This is a genomic window from Salinispora goodfellowii (assembly GCF_059570675.1).
Genome location: NZ_JCANTD010000004.1, coordinates 80202 through 96020, shown reverse-complemented (window position 1 = coordinate 96020; position 15819 = coordinate 80202). Strand labels below are relative to the sequence as shown.

Below are 15819 nucleotides of genomic sequence, written 5' to 3'. Positions count from 1 at the left end.
CGACACGCCGACGAGACGGTTGCGAGGGCCACGCCTCCCCCACCCGCGATGATGGGTGGGTGGGGGAGGGACCAGATCAAGAGGACAGCCCGGGGGCGGGGCGGCGCCGGCCGCCGGGTAGTACGCGTACCGCCGAGGTTCCGCCGGTGGCGCGGGTACCGGAGGTGCCTCCGGACGCTCCGCCCCTGCGCGGTCTGAGTGCCGCCGGCGGTTTGGCCGCGCTGCGTGGCCTGTTGGACCGGCCGCTGGCCTCCTACTACCTTCTGCTGTTCAGCGTCGGCCTGCTGCTGCTGATCGGTCTCACCATGGTCTTCTCGGTGACCAGCGTGGAGGACTTCGCCGTACGGGGCGATGCCACCGCGTCGCTGACCGAGCAGGCCATCTTCGCGGTGTTCGGGATCGTGGCTTTCTGGGCGTGCCAGCGGCTGCCGGTCCGTACCTTCCAGGCGGTCGCCTGGCCCGCCCTCGGGGCCGCGGTGGGGTTGTTGCTGCTGCTGAATCTGGTGCTGGTGCTCGGCTCGCTGGCGGGCGTCGGCCAGATCGGCCCGTTTTCCGCAGACCGGAACTGGTTGTACCTCGGGCCGTTCCAGCTCCAACCCTCGGAGCTGGCGAAGTTCGCCCTCGTCCTGTGGGGGGCCGATGTGCTCGCCCGAAAGGGCGCCCGGCTCGGCTGGTGGCGGGAGTTGGCCACGCCGCTCTTCCCGGTGCTGGGGCTGCTGTTCGTACTCGTCGGCTACAACGACCTCGGCACGCTGCTCTGTCTGCTGGCCCTGGTCGTCGGGCTACTCTGGGCAGCCGGGGTGCGGTTGCGAGTCTTCGCGGTGTTGAGCGCGATCGGGCTGTTCGGGGTCGGTCTGCTGGTGGCGGTCGCCTCGTACGGCGCCGGGTCGAAAGGGTCGGGCGAGAAGGACGAGGGTAACTTCCGGCTGGAGCGACTGACGACTTTCTTTGACCCGCCGCCGCTCGACACCTGCAAGGCGCACGAGTGCTACCAGATGCTCCAGGCTCGGTACGCGATCGAGCACGGGGGCTGGTTCGGCACCGGGTTGGGCAAGGGTTCCCTGAAGTGGGGCGCGCTCCCGGCGGCGGAGAATGACTTCATTTTCGTGATCATCGCTGAGGAGCTGGGTGCTGTCGGGTCCGGTGTGGTCGTGGCGCTCTTCGCGGTGCTCGCGTACACCGGGCTGCGGATCGCGCGCCGGGTGGCCGGGCGGTTCCGGCAGCTCGCCGCCGCCGGGGCGACCGCCTGGCTGATCGGCCAGGCGGTGATCAACATTGGTGGCGTGATCGGGTTGCTGCCGCTGACCGGCGTGCCGCTGCCATTCATCTCCGAGGGCGGGACCGCCCTGGTCGTCACGCTCGCCGCGGTCGGCATGCTCGCCTCGTTCGCCCGGGCCGAACCTGATGCGGCGAGAGCCCTGCATGCCCGTCCGCCGGCCCGATGGGTCCGACTAGTCTGGGCCCCGTTGCCGCCGCTCCCCGGCCGGCGCCGCCCGGGTTCCCCACCAGTTCCCCGGGCCCGGGCGTCCCGGGGGCGGCATGAAGAAGACCAGGCCGCACCGCGTGCCGTCCGGGCGAACCGGGCCCGGCGTGGGTCGGCGGAGGAGAGGAGACGGTGATGGGTCCGCTGCGTTCGGTGGTGCTTGCGGGAGGTGGCACCGGGGGGCACATCTACCCGCTACTCGCCTTCGCCGACTGCCTGCGCCGGCACGACTCCGGTATCCGGATCACCTGCCTGGGCACCCCCAGGGGGCTGGAGAACGAGCTGATCCCACCCGCCGGATACGACCTGCGTCAGATCCCCGCGCACCAGCTGCCCCGCTCGGTCAACCTGGACCTGGTGAAGACCCCGGGCCGGATGTGGACCGCGGCCCGGGCAGCCGGCAAGGTCATCGACGAGGTGCAGGCCGATGCGGTGGTGGGGTTCGGCGGGTACGTCTCGGTCCCGGCGTACCTCGCCGCCTGGCGACGTGAGCTGCCGATCGTCATCCACGAGGTCAATGTGCCGCCGGGGGTGGCCAACCGGCTGGGCATGAAGTTCACCAAGCACGTCGCGGTGGGCTTCCCGCACCAGCCGGCGCAGGCCGAGTCGCTGCGCGGGGCTCGGGTGGTGGGAGTGCCGCTACGCCGGGGCATCGCCGGTCTGGACCGGGCGGCCATGCGTACCGCCGCCCGCGCCCACTTCGGGCTCCGGCCGGACCTGCCGGTGCTCTTCGTCGCCGGCGGATCGCAGGGCGCCCGCTCGATCAACCTGGCGGTCGTCGGGGCGGCCAAGGAACTGGCTCGGAACGGAGTGCAGGTGCTGCACGTCGTCGGTGCCCGGAACGAGGCGGTGTCGGTGCCGACCGACCTGCCCGCACCGTACGTGACGGTGCCGTACCTGTCGCAGATGGAGCTGGGGTACGCCGCGGCCGATCTGATGCTCGGCCGGGGCGGGGCGATGACCTGTGCCGAGGTGGCGGCGGTCGGGCTGCCGACGGTCTACGTGCCGTACCCACACAGCAATCAGGAGCAGCGACGAAATGCGGTGCCGGTGGTGGAGGCCGGGGGCGGGCTACTCGTTGACGACGCCGAGCTGACCCCGGCCTGGGTGGAGAGCACGGTGATCCCGCTGATCCACGACCCGCAGCGGCTGGCCACGATGGGGACTGCCGCAGCGGCGTACGGGCATCGTGACGGCGATGAGTCGTTACTCAATTTTGTCTACGAGGCGGTGGCCCGGTGAGCGGGAATAGCACGGCGAAGTTCTCCCCGGCTGGTCAGCTGACGGCGGAGGATCTCGGCGCCATCCATCTGATCGGGGCGGGCGGGGTCGGGATGAGCGGCCTGGCCCGGCTCTTCCTCACCCGCGGGATCTCGGTCTCCGGCAGCGAATTGCGCGAGTGGCCGTCCCTGGCGGGCCTGCGGGCGCTGGGTGGCACCATCCACATGACTCACGAGGCGACCAACCTCGACGGTGTGGACACTGTCGTCTACTCTTCGGCGATCCCGCCCGACCACCTGGAGCTGGTGGAGGCGCGCCGGCGTGGCCTGCGGGTGCTGCACCGTTCCGAGGCGCTTGCCGCGGCGATGACCGGCCGCCGGACGGTCGCGGTGGCGGGCACCCACGGCAAGACCACCACCACCTCAATGGTGACCATGGTGCTTCAGCAGGCCGGGGTGGATCCGTCCTTCGTGATCGGCGGGGAGATCTCCGAGGTCGGTTCCGGTGCGCACCACGGCACGGGTGAGTACTTCGTGGTGGAGGCGGACGAGAGCGACCGTTCCTTTCTGATCTATCGACCGTTCGTCTCGATCATCACCAATATTGAGGCCGACCACCTGAACACCTACGGTGACCTGGCCAATCTGGAAGCGGCCTTCGCTGACTTCGCCCGCCTCACCGACCCGGACGGCTTCATCATCACCTGCGCTGACGACGCGGGTAGCCGGCGACTGGCCGAGACGCTGCGGGCCGAGGGGCGACCGGTGTACACGTACGGCACCTCGGCCGACGCGGACCTACAGCTGACCGAGATGGCCTCCTCCACCCGCGGTATCCGGTACCTCGCCGAGATCGACGGCCGGTCGCTGGGCGAGTTCCAGCTGCCGGTGCCGGGGCGGCACATGGGGCTCAACAGCGCCTCGGCGGTGCTCGCCGAGTACCTGTTGGACCTGCCACTGGAGGCGGCGCAGGCCGCGCTGGCGGCCTTTCCGGGCGTTCGGCGGCGCTTCGAGCGGAAGGGCGTCGCGGACGACGTGCTGGTCTATGACGAGTACGCCTATCACCCGACACCTATTGCGCTGGCGCTGCGGACGTTGCGGGAGGTGGCCGGCGACGGACGGCTACTCGTGGTGTTCCAGCCCTATCGGCTCTACCGCACCCGCGACCTGCAGGCGGAGATCGCCGAGGCCCTCGCCGTCGCCGACGAGTTGGTGCTGTTGGAGGTCTTCGGCCCGGGGGAGCTCCGGGGGCCGGGGGAGGGCTCGGCGGAGCTGATCGAGGCGGTGCCGCTGCCGGCCGACCGGAAGATCTTCGTGGACTCCTGGGAGGCGGCGCCGGTCGAGGTGGCCCGCCGGGCCAGGGCGGGCGATGTCGTGGTGACGATGGGCGCGCCACCCAGCTCGCTCCTGGGCGACCAGCTACTCGACGCGCTGTCGAAGCGGGGTGTGGCGGGTACCGCCGGCGCTGTGCCCGGTGGTGACGTCGGGGGTGCGACGACGATTGGGGGCACCGTCCCCGACCTCCCGGCTGGCTCCACTCCCGATGCTTCTACCGCCGGATGACCTCGCGGCCCAGGCGTCGGCGTAGCTCCGGGGTGGAGGGGGGCGTCGGCCGCCGGGGGCCGGCCCGCCGCTGGCAGCTGGTTCGGGCCGGTCGGGACGCGGTGCCCGCCTCGACCCGACGGTTCATGGCCCGGGCCCGGCGGCGCCGAATGCGAGCGGTCCTGCCCTGGGCGTTCATGGCTGGCGGGCTGGCGCTGGCGGGGCTGATCGGCTGGGTGCTGGTCGGCACCGGCCTGTTCGGGGTGCGTGAGGTGCGGGTGGAGGGGGCCGAGTTGGTGACCGCGGTCGAGGTGCGTGCTGTCGCCGGTGTGCCCGACGGCACGCCGCTGGCCCGGGTGGACCTTGCGGCCACCGCGGAGCGCATCGGTGGCCTGCCGGCAGTGGAGCGGGTTGACGTGACGCGGAACTGGCCGGATGTCCTTGTGGTCCGGCTAACCGAGCGGACCGGTGCGGCGGTGGTGCCGCAGCAGGGCCAGTTTCTCGTGGTGGATGCTGCTGGGGTCGTCTTCCGTCGGCTGTCGGCTCCTCCCGACGGCTTACCGGTGATTCGGCTGGCGACGCCGGGCCCGGCCGATCCGGAGACCCAGGCCGCCCTGGCGGTGCTCGCCGAGCTCACCCCGCAGCTGCGGGGTGAGCTCGTGGACGTCACGGTGGAGGGGCTGGCCCGACTCACGCTCCACTTGCGCGATGAGCGGCGGGTGGTGTGGGGGGACGCGACCCGGGGGGCAGACAAGGCGCGAGTTGCCACCGCGTTGCTGAACGGGGCGGCGGCCACGATCGATGTCAGCGCACCGGACGTGGTGACCGTCCGATGATGTGTGATCTGCCCGCTGGGGCGACACGCCGCCGGGTTGCTTGGCACATTGGGCGGAGGCGCTTACGTTGCCCCGAAGAGGATCAGTGGTTGACATAAATGTAACCCTCTAGTAGAGGGTGAGGGTTTACACCCGAGCCCCTGGTGATGGCCGCGTCGTCAACCGTTGATCCTGGGCAAGCCGAGTGGCGCGGCCCATGCCAATCTCGAGGGGGAAAGGACCTTCAGATGACACCTCCGCACAACTACCTGGCGGTCATCAAGGTCGTCGGTATCGGTGGCGGCGGCGTGAACGCCGTCAACCGAATGATCGAGGTTGGGCTCAAGGGCGTCGAGTTCATCGCGATCAACACCGATGCGCAGGCACTGCTGATGAGTGACGCCGACGTCAAGCTCGACGTGGGGCGGGAACTGACCCGTGGTCTGGGTGCTGGTGCCAACCCAGATGTCGGTAAGAACGCGGCCGAGGACCATCGCGACGAGATTGAGGAAGTCCTGAAGGGCGCCGACATGGTCTTCGTGACCTGCGGTGAGGGCGGTGGCACCGGCACCGGCGGCGCTCCGGTGGTGGCGAATATCGCCCGCAAGCTCGGCGCGCTGACAATCGGCGTGGTCACCCGGCCGTTCTCGTTCGAGGGTAAGCGCCGCCAGGTGCAGGCAGAGGCCGGCATTGACGAGTTGCGGAACCAGTGCGACACGCTGATCGTGATCCCGAACGACCGGCTCCTTGCGCTCGGTGATCGGAACATCTCCATGATGGACGCCTTCCGCACCGCGGACCAGGTGCTCCTCTCCGGTGTCCAGGGGATCACCGACCTGATCACCACTCCCGGTCTGATCAATCTGGACTTCGCCGACGTCAAGAGCGTGATGAGCGGTGCCGGCAGCGCGCTGATGGGAATCGGTAGCGCCCGGGGCGAGAACCGGGCGGTGGAGGCGGCCGAGGCGGCCATCTCCAGTCCGTTGCTGGAGCAGAGCATGGACGGTGCTCGGGGCGTGCTGCTCTCGATCGCTGGCGGTTCTGATCTGGGGCTGTTCGAGATCAACGATGCGGCGCAACTGGTAACCGACGCGGCCCACCCGGAAGCCAACATCATCTTCGGTGCGGTGATCGACGACGCTCTCGGCGACGAGGTGCGGGTCACCGTCATCGCCGCGGGCTTCGACGGAGGCGCGCCCGCATACAAGGCGGCCGAGCCGGCCCGCAAGACGAACCAGAATCAGCCGGCACCGGCGACGCCCGCGGCGCCGGCGCCGCCAACCACCCCCGCCCCGCAGCAGTCGCCGCGTCGGGTTCTCTTCGACGACGTCGATGTTCCCGACTTCCTCAAGAACGGTTCCTGAGTCCTGCCGATGACCAACACCCCCGCCGCGGCGCCCACCAACCGGAGCGTCGATCTCGCAGCTGGCCTTGCCCGAGTCCGTACCCGGATCGCCGACGCCTGTGCGGCGGCCGGTCGGGACCCCGGGGCGGTGACCATGATCGCAGTGACCAAGACGTACCCGGCGAGTGACGTCGTCGCCCTGGTGGGGCTCGGGGTCACCGAGGTCGGGGAGAACCGGGACCAGGAAGCCGCAGCGAAGGCGGCCGAGGTGGCCGCGGCGGGGGTGGCGCCCCGGTGGCACTTCGTCGGTCAGCTGCAGCGGAACAAGGCGAAATCGGTGGTCCGGTACGCCGACGTGGTGCAGTCGGTCGACAGCGTCCGGTTGGCACGGGCGCTGGATCGGGCTTCGGTGGCCGAGCGGGAACGACCGTTGGAGGTCCTCCTTCAGGTAAGCATTGACGGGGCGCTGGGTCGCGGTGGTGCGTTGCCTGGCTCCGCCGACCCGGACGCGGGGCTCGATCCGGTGGCCGAGGTGGTGGCGGGTGCGGACGGGCTGCGGCTTGGCGGGTTGATGGCGGTGGCGCCGCTGGGCTGGGAACCGGACCGGGCGTTTGCCCGGTTGGCGGAGGTGGCGGCCGGGTTCCGGGACCAGCATCCGCAGGCGACGTTGGTGTCGGCCGGCATGAGTGGGGATCTGGAGTCGGCGATCCGGCACGGCGCGACACATGTCCGGGTGGGCAGCGCGTTACTCGGAATGCGCCCCACGCTGCGGTAGCCTGGCCGACAGGAGCAAATTACATCGGTGTTGTTTGGTAGGAGTGGCATTCCACTCGTCGGGTTGTGGTGCGCGGCGCGAAACGCGCGCCCAGGGGGATGCCGATCCGGCGAGCAGATTTGACCCACCTGCGGCAGGTGACACGGCACGGGGTGCGTGCCGCGGGGCGGACGGGAAGGGCGCGGGATGGGTGCGCTGCGCAAGGCGGGGGTCTGGCTCGGTCTGGTCGAGGAGGACGACGAGCGGGCTTACGACGACGGTGGCTACGACAAGGGTGACTACCGCGAGTCGCGGTATCGGCCGAGTCGATACTCCGAGGACTTCGGAGACGACGACGATGAGGAGGCCGCTCCGCCCCGTTCGCGGCTTGGCGACCGGGGGCGTTTGGAACGGGCTGCGGCGCGGGCTGGCGATGCGGACCAGGACGAGGAGGGCGAGCAGCCGGAGCGGGTCGAGCGCTCCAGTGTCCGGTCGATCACTCGGCCCGTCCCCGAGTCGTCTGGTGCCCTGACCTACCACACCCGCGACAACCTGGCCCTGGCTCCGCAGGCGTCGGTTCGGGAGCGGGTTTCGGTGGAGGAGGAGCAGCGCTACCAGATCACCACGCTGCACCCGACCACCTACCGGGAGGCGCGGACCATCGGCGAGCACTTCCGAGACGGGGTCCCGGTTATCATCAACCTGACGGAGATGGACGAGGCGGATGCGCGGCGACTGGTTGACTTCGCCGCTGGGCTCGCGTTCGGGCTGCGCGGTGGGTTCGAGCGCGTGACCAATCGGGTGTTCCTGCTTTCGCCGGCCAATGTCCAGGTCACCGCGGAGGACAAAGCCAAGATCGCTGAGGGCGGTTTCTTCAGCCTCAGTTGATCAGCCCGAGTGCAAGGGACGTCGCCAGCCGTGTTGTCAATCCTGCTCCAGGTTCTATATCTGGTCTTGTTTGTCTTTCTTCTCATCCTGTTGTCCCGGTTTGTGTTGAGTGCGGTGCTTCAGTACGGCCGGCGGTGGCAACCAGGGCGTGGGGCTTCGGCAGGGCTGGAAACCGTGTGGAGCGTCACTGATCCCCCGCTCCACACGTTGAGGCGTGTGATCCCTCCGCTGCGAATTGGTACCGTGAGCATCGACCTGGCCTCCCTTGTGCTCCTGGTTATCCTGTTCGTGCTGATGGAGTTCGTGTTAGGGCCGTCGATCTACAGCACTGCTGGATGACCGATGCGCTTTCGCGGCCGCAACTGACCCGAGGAGTTTCGATGCCGCTGACCCCGGCCGACGTCCACAACGTCGCCTTCAAAAAGCCGCCGATCGGCAAGCGGGGGTACGACGAGGAGGAGGTCGATGCCTTCCTGGACGAGGTCGAGCGTGAGCTGGCCCGTCTGATCGAGGAGAACAACGAGCTGCGCGCTCAGGTGGAGCGCGGTGGCCGCGGCGGTGGCCCCGCCGGTCCGGTCGGCCCCGGTGGTGACGCCCGGCTCGCCGCCGAGCTCAACGACGTGAAGGCGCAGCTCGACCGGGTCCAGCGGGACAAGGCCGGAGCCGAGCAGGCCGCCCGCGCGATGCAGGCGGAGCTGGAGCAGGTCCGTGGCGCCGGTGCCGTGCCAGCCGGCGGCGACGGCGAGCAGCAGGCGCTCCGGGTGCTGATGATGGCCCAGCGGACCGCCGACGAGCACGTCACCGACGCCCGCCGCGAAGCCGACCAGGTGCTCTCCGAGGCTCGGTCCAAGGCCGAGGAGGTCACCCTCGAGGCGCGGGCCAAGGCCGACGCCCTAGAGCGGGACGCCCGTCAGCGGCACCAGGAGGCCATGGGTGGCCTGGACACCAAGCGCACCGCGTTGCAGGAGCACATCGAGGGGCTCAAGCAGTTTGAGCGCGAGTATCGCACCCGTCTCAAGGCGTACCTCGAGAGTCAGCTGCGTGACCTTGACAGCCGTGGGCAGGGCCCGGATGTCGAGATTGACCGGACCGATGGTGGGGGCCGCGCCGGTGGCGGCAACGGACTCGCCGCAGCCGGTCTCGCTGGCTCCTACGGCGGCGGTCGCTCTGGCGCATTGGAAGCCGGTCGCTGACCATTCCGGCCGGCGGTCGTCGCACTGACGGTTGCCCGGTCTCGCGCAGAATCGGAACGAGATGCGGGGGTGGGCTTTGATAGTCGCCAGTATCCTGCTCATTCTCGCTGCGGTGGTGCTGCTGGTGGCGGGCCTCGCTGACGGATCCAGCAGCCTGCTGGTCGTCTCCATCGTGGCCAGCCTGCTGGCTGCCGTCGCGCTCGTCATGGGCGCCCGCCAGGCAGCCGCCGCCCGGGCAGCGGCGGAGCAGACCCCGTCCGAGGCGGATCAGGGCAGCGGGAGTACTGACCGGGAGTCGGGCGGCCGCATGCTTCCCGGCCAGCATGTTCCCCCGCCGATCGACCATGGCGGCACCGGGTGGCGGCAACCACCCGGGCCGCCGGTCGTAGTCCCCGCACCGGTTGCGGACGGCGAGCCAACTCCGGCAGCGGTTTCCCCGGCGGAGGCAGCGCGGCTGGCCCGAATCGACCGGCAGGTGTGGGTGGTTGACGCCCACCCCCGCTACCACCTGGCCGACTGTGCGGAGCTACTCGGCGAGCCCGAGCCGCTTCCCGTCGCCGAGGCGATGGACCTCGGCTTTACCCCTTGTGCCCACTGCGCCCCGGTAGCCGCCCTGTTGACGGCGGAAGGGCGGATCGCCAGTGGCGGTGCCGGTACCGGTGCCTGAGGCGCCAGCCACCCAAGGCGGTGACTCGTTGACTGTCGCGGTCCGGATCAAGCCGGGATCGTCTCGGTCCCGAGTAGGGGGTCGCTACCTGGGCCCATATGGCCCTGCTCTGATCATCGCGGTGACGGCGCCCCCGGTGGACGGGCGGGCCACCGAGGCGGCGCGCCGTGCCCTCGCCGAGGCGCTCGGTGTCCGGCGGGGAGCGGTCTTGCTGGGCGCTGGGGCGGCCAGCCGAAACAAGATCTTTTATGTCGGTGGGGTCAGCGCCGAGATCACCCAGGTGCTGCGCCAGCTCCGCGACGGATAGGCTGGGCCGGCCACCACGCGCCCATGTCCCGGCCCGCTGGGACTTCCCCGGCTCCCGGCTCCCGGCCCCCGGCTACTTGCCGCGGCTTCGTTTTCTGCGCCATCACCCTGCCCGGCCCATGCCTGCTGGGCTGGGCCGCGGGTGCTGCTGGTTGGGTGCGTCCGCCCGGGCCGGCAGCAGCCTGCTCTTCCGGCGTCCGACGCGGCGGGACACTTCCGCGGCGGCGGACCGAGGTGCAGCAGTGGTTGCGGCCCGTTATCTGGCAGCGGCGGGTGGGCGTGCGGGTTTGGCGATTACGGCGAGGGCCGGAGCGATCAGTCTGCTAGCGTTCTTTTTACCCGAGATGTGTAAATTCGGGGTGAGCGTCAGGGTGTCGGTGCGCCACATTGTCCGATGCCTGTACGTTCCGTATCCTTGCGAACCTCCGGAGTGCGTGGCCACGTCGCCGCGCGCCCGTTTTGTACCTGGGGGCGCCGAAGGCGGCGGCCTCTGTCCAGGTGCCGCGGCCCTCCGCGGCTCCGCGGCTAAGGGAGCGACGATGGCGAAGCCAGCCGACACGAGGACCGCCGGCCGTAAGCCGGCGACCAAGTCCACCCGCAGCGCCGCGGAGACCGAGAAGATCCGAGCAGCCCTGGCGGCACGGCGGGACGAGCTACGTGCCGAGTATGATCAGACGTTGAGTGAGATCACCGAGCTGCAGCGCGACCGGCTGACCGACTCGGCCGGGGATGACCAGGCCGACACCGGCACCAAGACGTTCGAGCGGGAGCAGGAGATTTCCCTCGCGAACAGCATCCTGGAACGGATCACGCAGGTCGAGCGGGCACTGGAGCGGCTCGATGAGGGTGGCTACGGCTGGTGCGAACGGTGCGGCGCCCCGATCCCGGTGGAGCGGCTGGCGGCCTTTCCGTCGGCGACCCTCTGCGTGGCCTGTAAGCAGCTGGCGGAGCGGCGCTGAGACCTCGCTCTCCAGTAGCCCGGTGAGGTGGCGCCCGCCACCTCGAGCTTCGATGGGGAGTAGATGACCGCAGGACCGACCCCGGGATCCGGCCGTGCCGAGGCGACCGGGTCAACCGGGCCCGCCGAGGGCCCGCGGGCCCCCGGGCCGGACGGCGCCGTCGAGGCGGATGGGCCGCACGGCACCGTCGAGCCGCACGGCACCGTCGATGGTGCACCGAACCGGCGCCGCGCCGCGTCGGTCCTGTTCGGCATCGGCCTCACCGTGTTGGCGCTCGACTTCGGGACCAAGCATCTGGCACTTCAGGCACTGGAGGGCCAGGAGCCGGTCAAGCTCCTGGGCGGCCTGGTATATCTCAGCCTCACCCGCAACAGCGGCGCGGCGTGGAGCATCGGCGCCGACCACACCTGGATCTTCTCACTGATCACCATCCTCGTGATCGGCTGGATCCTCTGGGCGGCGCTGCGCCTGCGCTCCCTGCCCTGGGCGGTGTCGTTGGGGCTGGTGCTTGGCGGGGCACTCGGAAACCTGATGGACCGAATCTTCCGTGCTCCGGGCTGGTTCGTCGGTCACGTGGTCGACATGATCAGTGTCCTGGAGCCGTACGGCCGGGCGTTTCCGGTGTTCAACGTGGCCGATAGCGCCCTGGTTTGCGGCGTCTTCCTCGCGGTGTTCCTGGAATTGACCGGCCGCCAGCGTGACGGCAGCCGGCTCGGCCGGGACGGACGACAGGTGACCCCCACCGTGCCGCGGGAGGGAGCATGACGGCGGCGTACGCGGCCAGCGGCGACCAACGATCGCTGCCAGTCCCGGATGGGCTCGACGGACTCCGCCTCGACCAGGCCGTGGCGCGGCTCTTCGGGCTCTCCCGGACGACCGCGGCGGCCCTGGTTGACGCGGGCGCCGCACTGGTCGATGGCACGGTGCGGGCTAATTCCTACAAGATTCGGGCCGGCTCCTGGCTGGAGGTGACGCTGCCGGCGCCGGCAGCTCCGCCGGCCGTGGTGCCGCAGGCGGTGTCCGGCCTGGGCGTCGTGTATGCCGACGACGACATCGTGGTGGTGGACAAGCCGGTCGGCGTGGCTGCTCACCCCAGTCCCGGTTGGACCGGACCGACGGTGATCGGTGGGCTTGCCGCGATCGGTCACCGGATCGCCACCAGCGGTGCGGCCGAGCGGCAGGGAGTGGTGCACCGGCTCGACGTCGGCACGACCGGGATCATGGTGGTGGCCAAGAGCGAGCAGGCCTACACCTTCCTGAAACGCGCGTTCAAATACCGCGAGGTGGAGAAGCGTTACCACGCCGTGGCGCAGGGGCACCTCGATCCGTTGCGGGGCACCATCGACGCTCCGATTGATCGGCACCCACACCACGACTACCGCTGGGCGGTGGTCTCGGGCGGTAAGCCCAGCATCACCCACTACGACACCCTTGAGGCGTTTCCGGCGGCCAGTCTGGTGGACGTACGGCTGGAGACGGGCCGTACCCACCAGATCCGAGTGCATTTCTCGACGCTGCGCCACCCCTGTGTGGGCGACCTCACTTACGGAGCTGATCCGACCCTCGCCAAGCGGCTCGGCCTGGATCGGCAGTGGCTACACGCCCGGGAGTTGCGCTTCCGCCATCCTCGAACAGGGGCGGAGGTCTGCTTCGTCAGCGACTACCCTGACGATCTGGACCGCGCTCTGGGAATCCTGCGGGACTGAGCGCGGCCATGACCTGGCCGATCCAACGCGACGAGGGGGTCTCCGTCCGTGCGCTCCGGTGACCTGCTGCGCCAGCTGGACCAGCGGCTGTTACCCCACCTCGTGGGCGCGGCTAACCGGCTGGCCCAGGGTTCTGCCCAACCCAGGCTCCTCCTCGGGGCTGTGCTGCTTTCCTGTCTTGCGGTGACGGTCACCGCGGTGTGGGGCACCGGCGCTCCGCCGGCTGGTTCCCCTACTGCGGACAAGGTGACCCGGGTCGGGGTGGCCGCCGGGGAGTCAATTCCTGGCTATCTGCAGGATGCCACGGACGACCTGGCAGCGCTGCCGGCGGCAGCCCTGTCCCCGGAGAACAGCACCTTCGCGCTGGTCTCGCTGTCGGCGTATCTGACGCCGGATCAGGCCGCCAACGTCTTCAGTGACGTGCGGGTCGCCGCAGTCATCGGCCGGGTGCCGCTACCTGAGCGGCAGACGGAGGTTGTCCGGATCGACGTGCCGGGCCTGCCGGAAGAGGTGATCACCGCCATAGCTGACCTGGCGGCCCGCAAGGAACGGGAGGCGGGCGACTATCGGTCCCGGGCCGCTGCGGTCACTGCGGGGAAACCGGAGCAGCGCGAACGGCGCGAGTTGTACCTCAGTGCAGCGCAGATGGCGGAGGCCGAGGCGACGGCATACCGTGGCGGGTGCGCGTGTGTCTACGCGGCGGTGGTTCGTGCGGAGCCGGTCGAGTTGCGCCACGTGGCGTCCCAGCCGGATGTGCGGGTCGTTGATCCCGCGCCGGAGGTGCGTCGGCTGGACCGCACTGTTTTCACCCCGCCCTTGCCAGAGCAGGACGCGGTGGCGCACCCCCTTGCGGACTCCGATCTGACCGCCCCCGACCCGGCTAGTCCTGACCCGGTGGTCCCGGATCCAGCGGTTTCCGATCCGGTTGCTCCCGACCCAGCCGTCCCGGATCCGGTCGCCCCTCCCACGCCGGTGTCCCCCACCCCGGTGGTCCCGGATCCGGTCCCCACCCCGGTGGTCCCGGATCCGGTCCCCACCCCGAGCCCCGACCCGGTCACCCCTAGCTCACCGACGCCGACCGAGGAACCAGTTCCCGGCTCAGCCCCAGAGGCGAAGAAGTCACCACCAGTTTCACCGACCCCCGACCTTGCGTCCGGGGCGCCACCCACGCCGGCCACCTTGGCGAACGAGGTCGGCAGCGGTGCCTCCGAGCCGGTTTCGGAAGCTGAGGTCGGCCCGGTGACAGGCGGATCGGTATAGCCCTAATAGGCTTTCGTTCGTAGCCTGTCAGTCGGGGCAGCAGCATGGAGCTGGGAGGGCGAGCCGTGGAGGGCAGCGAGACCGGCTGGGGTCAGTCGGCCGAACCGGCACCGCGGTGGCGGGCGTTGCTCGACCGGGCGCGGCTCGGTAGCCGCGCGGCTGAGCCGGCCGGGCCGGACCGGCCTGGGGCGGCGGCCCAGGCGGAGCCATTGCCCCGACGGGCCGACGGCAGCGGCTACGCGGCCCACGTGCCGGCAGTCGGGTCGCACGTGCCAGGCGCCGGTTTGCCGCCCGCCGAGGTGTCGTATGCGGAGTCGCGAACCTACGACGGGGCTGATCCGCGGGACGCGGGGCACCGGGCCGAGCCGGCGTACCGGGCCGAGCCGGCGTATGGGGCTGATCCGGGTTACCGGGTCCCATCGGCGCCGGCTCCGCAGCCCCGCTACTCCGAACCGGAGGCACCGCCGGCGCCGTCCCGTTATGCCCTGCTGGACAATGGCTACCGGCATGCGCCGCCGACAGAGAACGGCTATCGGACTGAGCCGGCACCCCAGGCTGATCCCGGGAATCGGTCGGGCAACGATTACCGGTCTGAGCCGGCGTATCGACCTGAGCCGGCGTATCGACCTGAGCCCGCATATCGACCTGAGCCGGCGTATCGACCTGAGCCCACATATCGGTCTGAGCCCACATATCGGTCTGAGCCCGCATATCGGTCTGAGCCGGCGTATCGACCTGAGCCGGCGTATCGACCTGAGCCGGCGTATCGGTCCGCGCCGGCGCACCAGCCCGCGGAAGGCCGGGGCTACGCTCGGCTGGAGTGGCGGCCGCCGTCAGCGCCGAGTGGATCGGAGCGCGCGGCAAACGTACTCCGGGGGGAACTCGGCGGCCCCCGAGTGCTGGCGTTCGCGAATCCCAAGGGTGGCGTGCACAAAACCACTGCGACCGTGCTGGCCGCAGCCACCGTCGGCAGCGTGCGCGGCCGGGGCGTGCTGGCCTGGGACGACAACGAGCTACGGGGAACGCTCGGGCTGCGTGCGGGCAGTGCCCGGCACGCCCGTACCATCCGGCACCTGATCAGCGACCTTGCGCACATCGAGATCAAGGATGGCCCGGAGCTGCTGGAGCAGCTCGACGACTATCTCCGGCACGCCTCAGACGGCTCGTACGATGTGCTGGCGGGCGAGGAGAGTCCTCGGTTCGCCCAACGGCTGGACCAGTTCACCGTCCGACGGGTGCTGGGGCTGCTTCGCCGCACCCACGACGTGATCTGCGTGGACACCGGCAATAACGTGGAGAGCCCCAACTGGCGTACCGTCATGCAGGCCGCCGACCAACTTGTGGTCACCACGGTGCCGCGGGAAGATGCCGCGTTCAGCGCGGACTGGATGCTCGACCTGCTACACGAGGTGGGCATGGGGGAGTTGGCTGACAACGCGGTGACGCTGATCTCGTGCCCGACCCCAGGGCACAGTGAGCTCCGGGCCGACCTGGAACGACACTTCGCCACCCGGACCCGGGCGGTGACGGTGGTGCCATATGACCCGATCCTGGAGTCCGGCTCGTCAATCGAGTACCACCAGCTCCAGCCGGCGACCCGGGAGGCGTGGTTGAGCGCCGCCGCGGTGATGCTGGAGCCATTCGCCCGCTGAGTGGCGTGTCGTCCACCGGCGCCCCATGG

At 70.2% G+C, this 15819-nt stretch carries 16 protein-coding genes; all 16 read left to right on the top strand.

Annotation, left to right across the window (positions count from 1 at the left end; translation table 11 throughout):
* The first annotated feature begins 212 nt into the window (after positions 1 to 212).
* Complete coding sequence (locus T398_RS06925) at positions 213 to 1619, top strand: FtsW/RodA/SpoVE family cell cycle protein (RefSeq protein WP_496445652.1); 1407 nt, start codon at positions 213 to 215, stop codon at positions 1617 to 1619.
* Entirely contained in the window at positions 1619 to 2725 is a 1107-nt protein-coding gene (murG, locus tag T398_RS06920; RefSeq protein ID WP_496445526.1) for an undecaprenyldiphospho-muramoylpentapeptide beta-N-acetylglucosaminyltransferase, read from the top strand. The genes T398_RS06925 and murG overlap by 1 nt, the downstream gene beginning before the upstream one ends.
* Positions 2722 to 4266, top strand: a complete 1545-nt coding sequence (gene murC, locus T398_RS06915; protein ID WP_496445525.1) for a UDP-N-acetylmuramate--L-alanine ligase — start codon at positions 2722 to 2724, stop codon at positions 4264 to 4266. Before murG ends, murC begins: the two co-directional genes overlap by 4 nt.
* Positions 4267 to 4298: 32 nt before the next feature.
* The gene (locus T398_RS06910) at positions 4299 to 5081 is read left to right on the top strand and encodes a cell division protein FtsQ/DivIB (protein ID WP_496445651.1); all 783 of its coding nucleotides are present in this window, start codon (positions 4299 to 4301) and stop codon (positions 5079 to 5081) included.
* Positions 5082 to 5308: 227 nt separating this feature from the next.
* A complete protein-coding gene (gene ftsZ / locus T398_RS06905; RefSeq protein WP_018216362.1) occupies positions 5309 to 6424 on the top strand; it encodes a cell division protein FtsZ in 1116 nt (371 codons plus the stop codon).
* 9 nt (positions 6425 to 6433) lie between these two features.
* Positions 6434 to 7180: a YggS family pyridoxal phosphate-dependent enzyme gene (locus T398_RS06900; protein ID WP_496445524.1), complete on the top strand. Its 747-nt coding sequence runs from the start codon at positions 6434 to 6436 to the stop codon at positions 7178 to 7180.
* Positions 7181 to 7366: 186 nt separating this feature from the next.
* Complete coding sequence (locus T398_RS06895; RefSeq protein WP_496445523.1) at positions 7367 to 8047, top strand: cell division protein SepF; 681 nt, start codon at positions 7367 to 7369, stop codon at positions 8045 to 8047.
* 30 nt (positions 8048 to 8077) lie between these two features.
* Positions 8078 to 8386 (top strand): YggT family protein, encoded by a 309-nt coding sequence (locus tag T398_RS06890; RefSeq protein WP_496445522.1) that lies wholly within the window; start codon positions 8078 to 8080, stop codon positions 8384 to 8386.
* Between the two features lie 41 nt (positions 8387 to 8427).
* Positions 8428 to 9240: a DivIVA domain-containing protein gene (locus T398_RS06885; RefSeq protein WP_496445521.1), complete on the top strand. Its 813-nt coding sequence runs from the start codon at positions 8428 to 8430 to the stop codon at positions 9238 to 9240.
* A gap of 112 nt (positions 9241 to 9352) precedes the next feature.
* Positions 9353 to 9907, top strand: a complete 555-nt coding sequence (locus tag T398_RS06880; RefSeq protein WP_496445650.1) for a hypothetical protein — start codon at positions 9353 to 9355, stop codon at positions 9905 to 9907.
* On the top strand, positions 9882 to 10214 hold the full coding sequence (locus T398_RS06875) for a DUF167 domain-containing protein (protein WP_496445520.1): 333 nt from the start codon (positions 9882 to 9884) through the stop codon (positions 10212 to 10214). The genes T398_RS06880 and T398_RS06875 overlap by 26 nt, the downstream gene beginning before the upstream one ends.
* A gap of 538 nt (positions 10215 to 10752) precedes the next feature.
* A complete protein-coding gene (locus T398_RS06870) occupies positions 10753 to 11172 on the top strand; it encodes a TraR/DksA family transcriptional regulator (RefSeq protein ID WP_496445519.1) in 420 nt (139 codons plus the stop codon).
* Between the two features lie 63 nt (positions 11173 to 11235).
* Positions 11236 to 11937 (top strand): signal peptidase II, encoded by a 702-nt coding sequence (lspA, locus tag T398_RS06865; RefSeq protein ID WP_496445518.1) that lies wholly within the window; start codon positions 11236 to 11238, stop codon positions 11935 to 11937.
* Positions 11934 to 12878: an RluA family pseudouridine synthase gene (locus T398_RS06860; protein ID WP_496445517.1), complete on the top strand. Its 945-nt coding sequence runs from the start codon at positions 11934 to 11936 to the stop codon at positions 12876 to 12878. Before lspA ends, T398_RS06860 begins: the two co-directional genes overlap by 4 nt.
* A 48-nt stretch (positions 12879 to 12926) precedes the next feature.
* The gene (locus tag T398_RS06855; protein ID WP_496445516.1) at positions 12927 to 14138 is read left to right on the top strand and encodes a hypothetical protein; all 1212 of its coding nucleotides are present in this window, start codon (positions 12927 to 12929) and stop codon (positions 14136 to 14138) included.
* A gap of 44 nt (positions 14139 to 14182) precedes the next feature.
* Positions 14183 to 15790 carry a MinD/ParA family ATP-binding protein gene (locus T398_RS06850; RefSeq protein WP_496445515.1) on the top strand — a complete coding sequence of 536 codons (1608 nt, stop codon included), beginning with the start codon at positions 14183 to 14185 and terminating at the stop codon, positions 15788 to 15790.
* Positions 15791 to 15819: the final 29 nt, after the last annotated feature.

Coding starts and splice junctions, on each gene's coding strand:
- T398_RS06895 (WP_496445523.1), top strand. CDS start 7,367: ATGGGTGCGCTGCGCAAGGCGGGGGTCTGGCTCGGTCTGGTCGAGGAG.
- T398_RS06870 (WP_496445519.1), top strand. CDS start 10,753: ATGGCGAAGCCAGCCGACACGAGGACCGCCGGCCGTAAGCCGGCGACC.
- T398_RS06900 (WP_496445524.1), top strand. CDS start 6,434: ATGACCAACACCCCCGCCGCGGCGCCCACCAACCGGAGCGTCGATCTC.
- T398_RS06860 (WP_496445517.1), top strand. CDS start 11,934: ATGACGGCGGCGTACGCGGCCAGCGGCGACCAACGATCGCTGCCAGTC.
- lspA (WP_496445518.1), top strand. CDS start 11,236: ATGACCGCAGGACCGACCCCGGGATCCGGCCGTGCCGAGGCGACCGGG.
- T398_RS06885 (WP_496445521.1), top strand. CDS start 8,428: ATGCCGCTGACCCCGGCCGACGTCCACAACGTCGCCTTCAAAAAGCCG.
- murG (WP_496445526.1), top strand. CDS start 1,619: ATGGGTCCGCTGCGTTCGGTGGTGCTTGCGGGAGGTGGCACCGGGGGG.
- T398_RS06850 (WP_496445515.1), top strand. CDS start 14,183: ATGGAGCTGGGAGGGCGAGCCGTGGAGGGCAGCGAGACCGGCTGGGGT.
- ftsZ (WP_018216362.1), top strand. CDS start 5,309: ATGACACCTCCGCACAACTACCTGGCGGTCATCAAGGTCGTCGGTATC.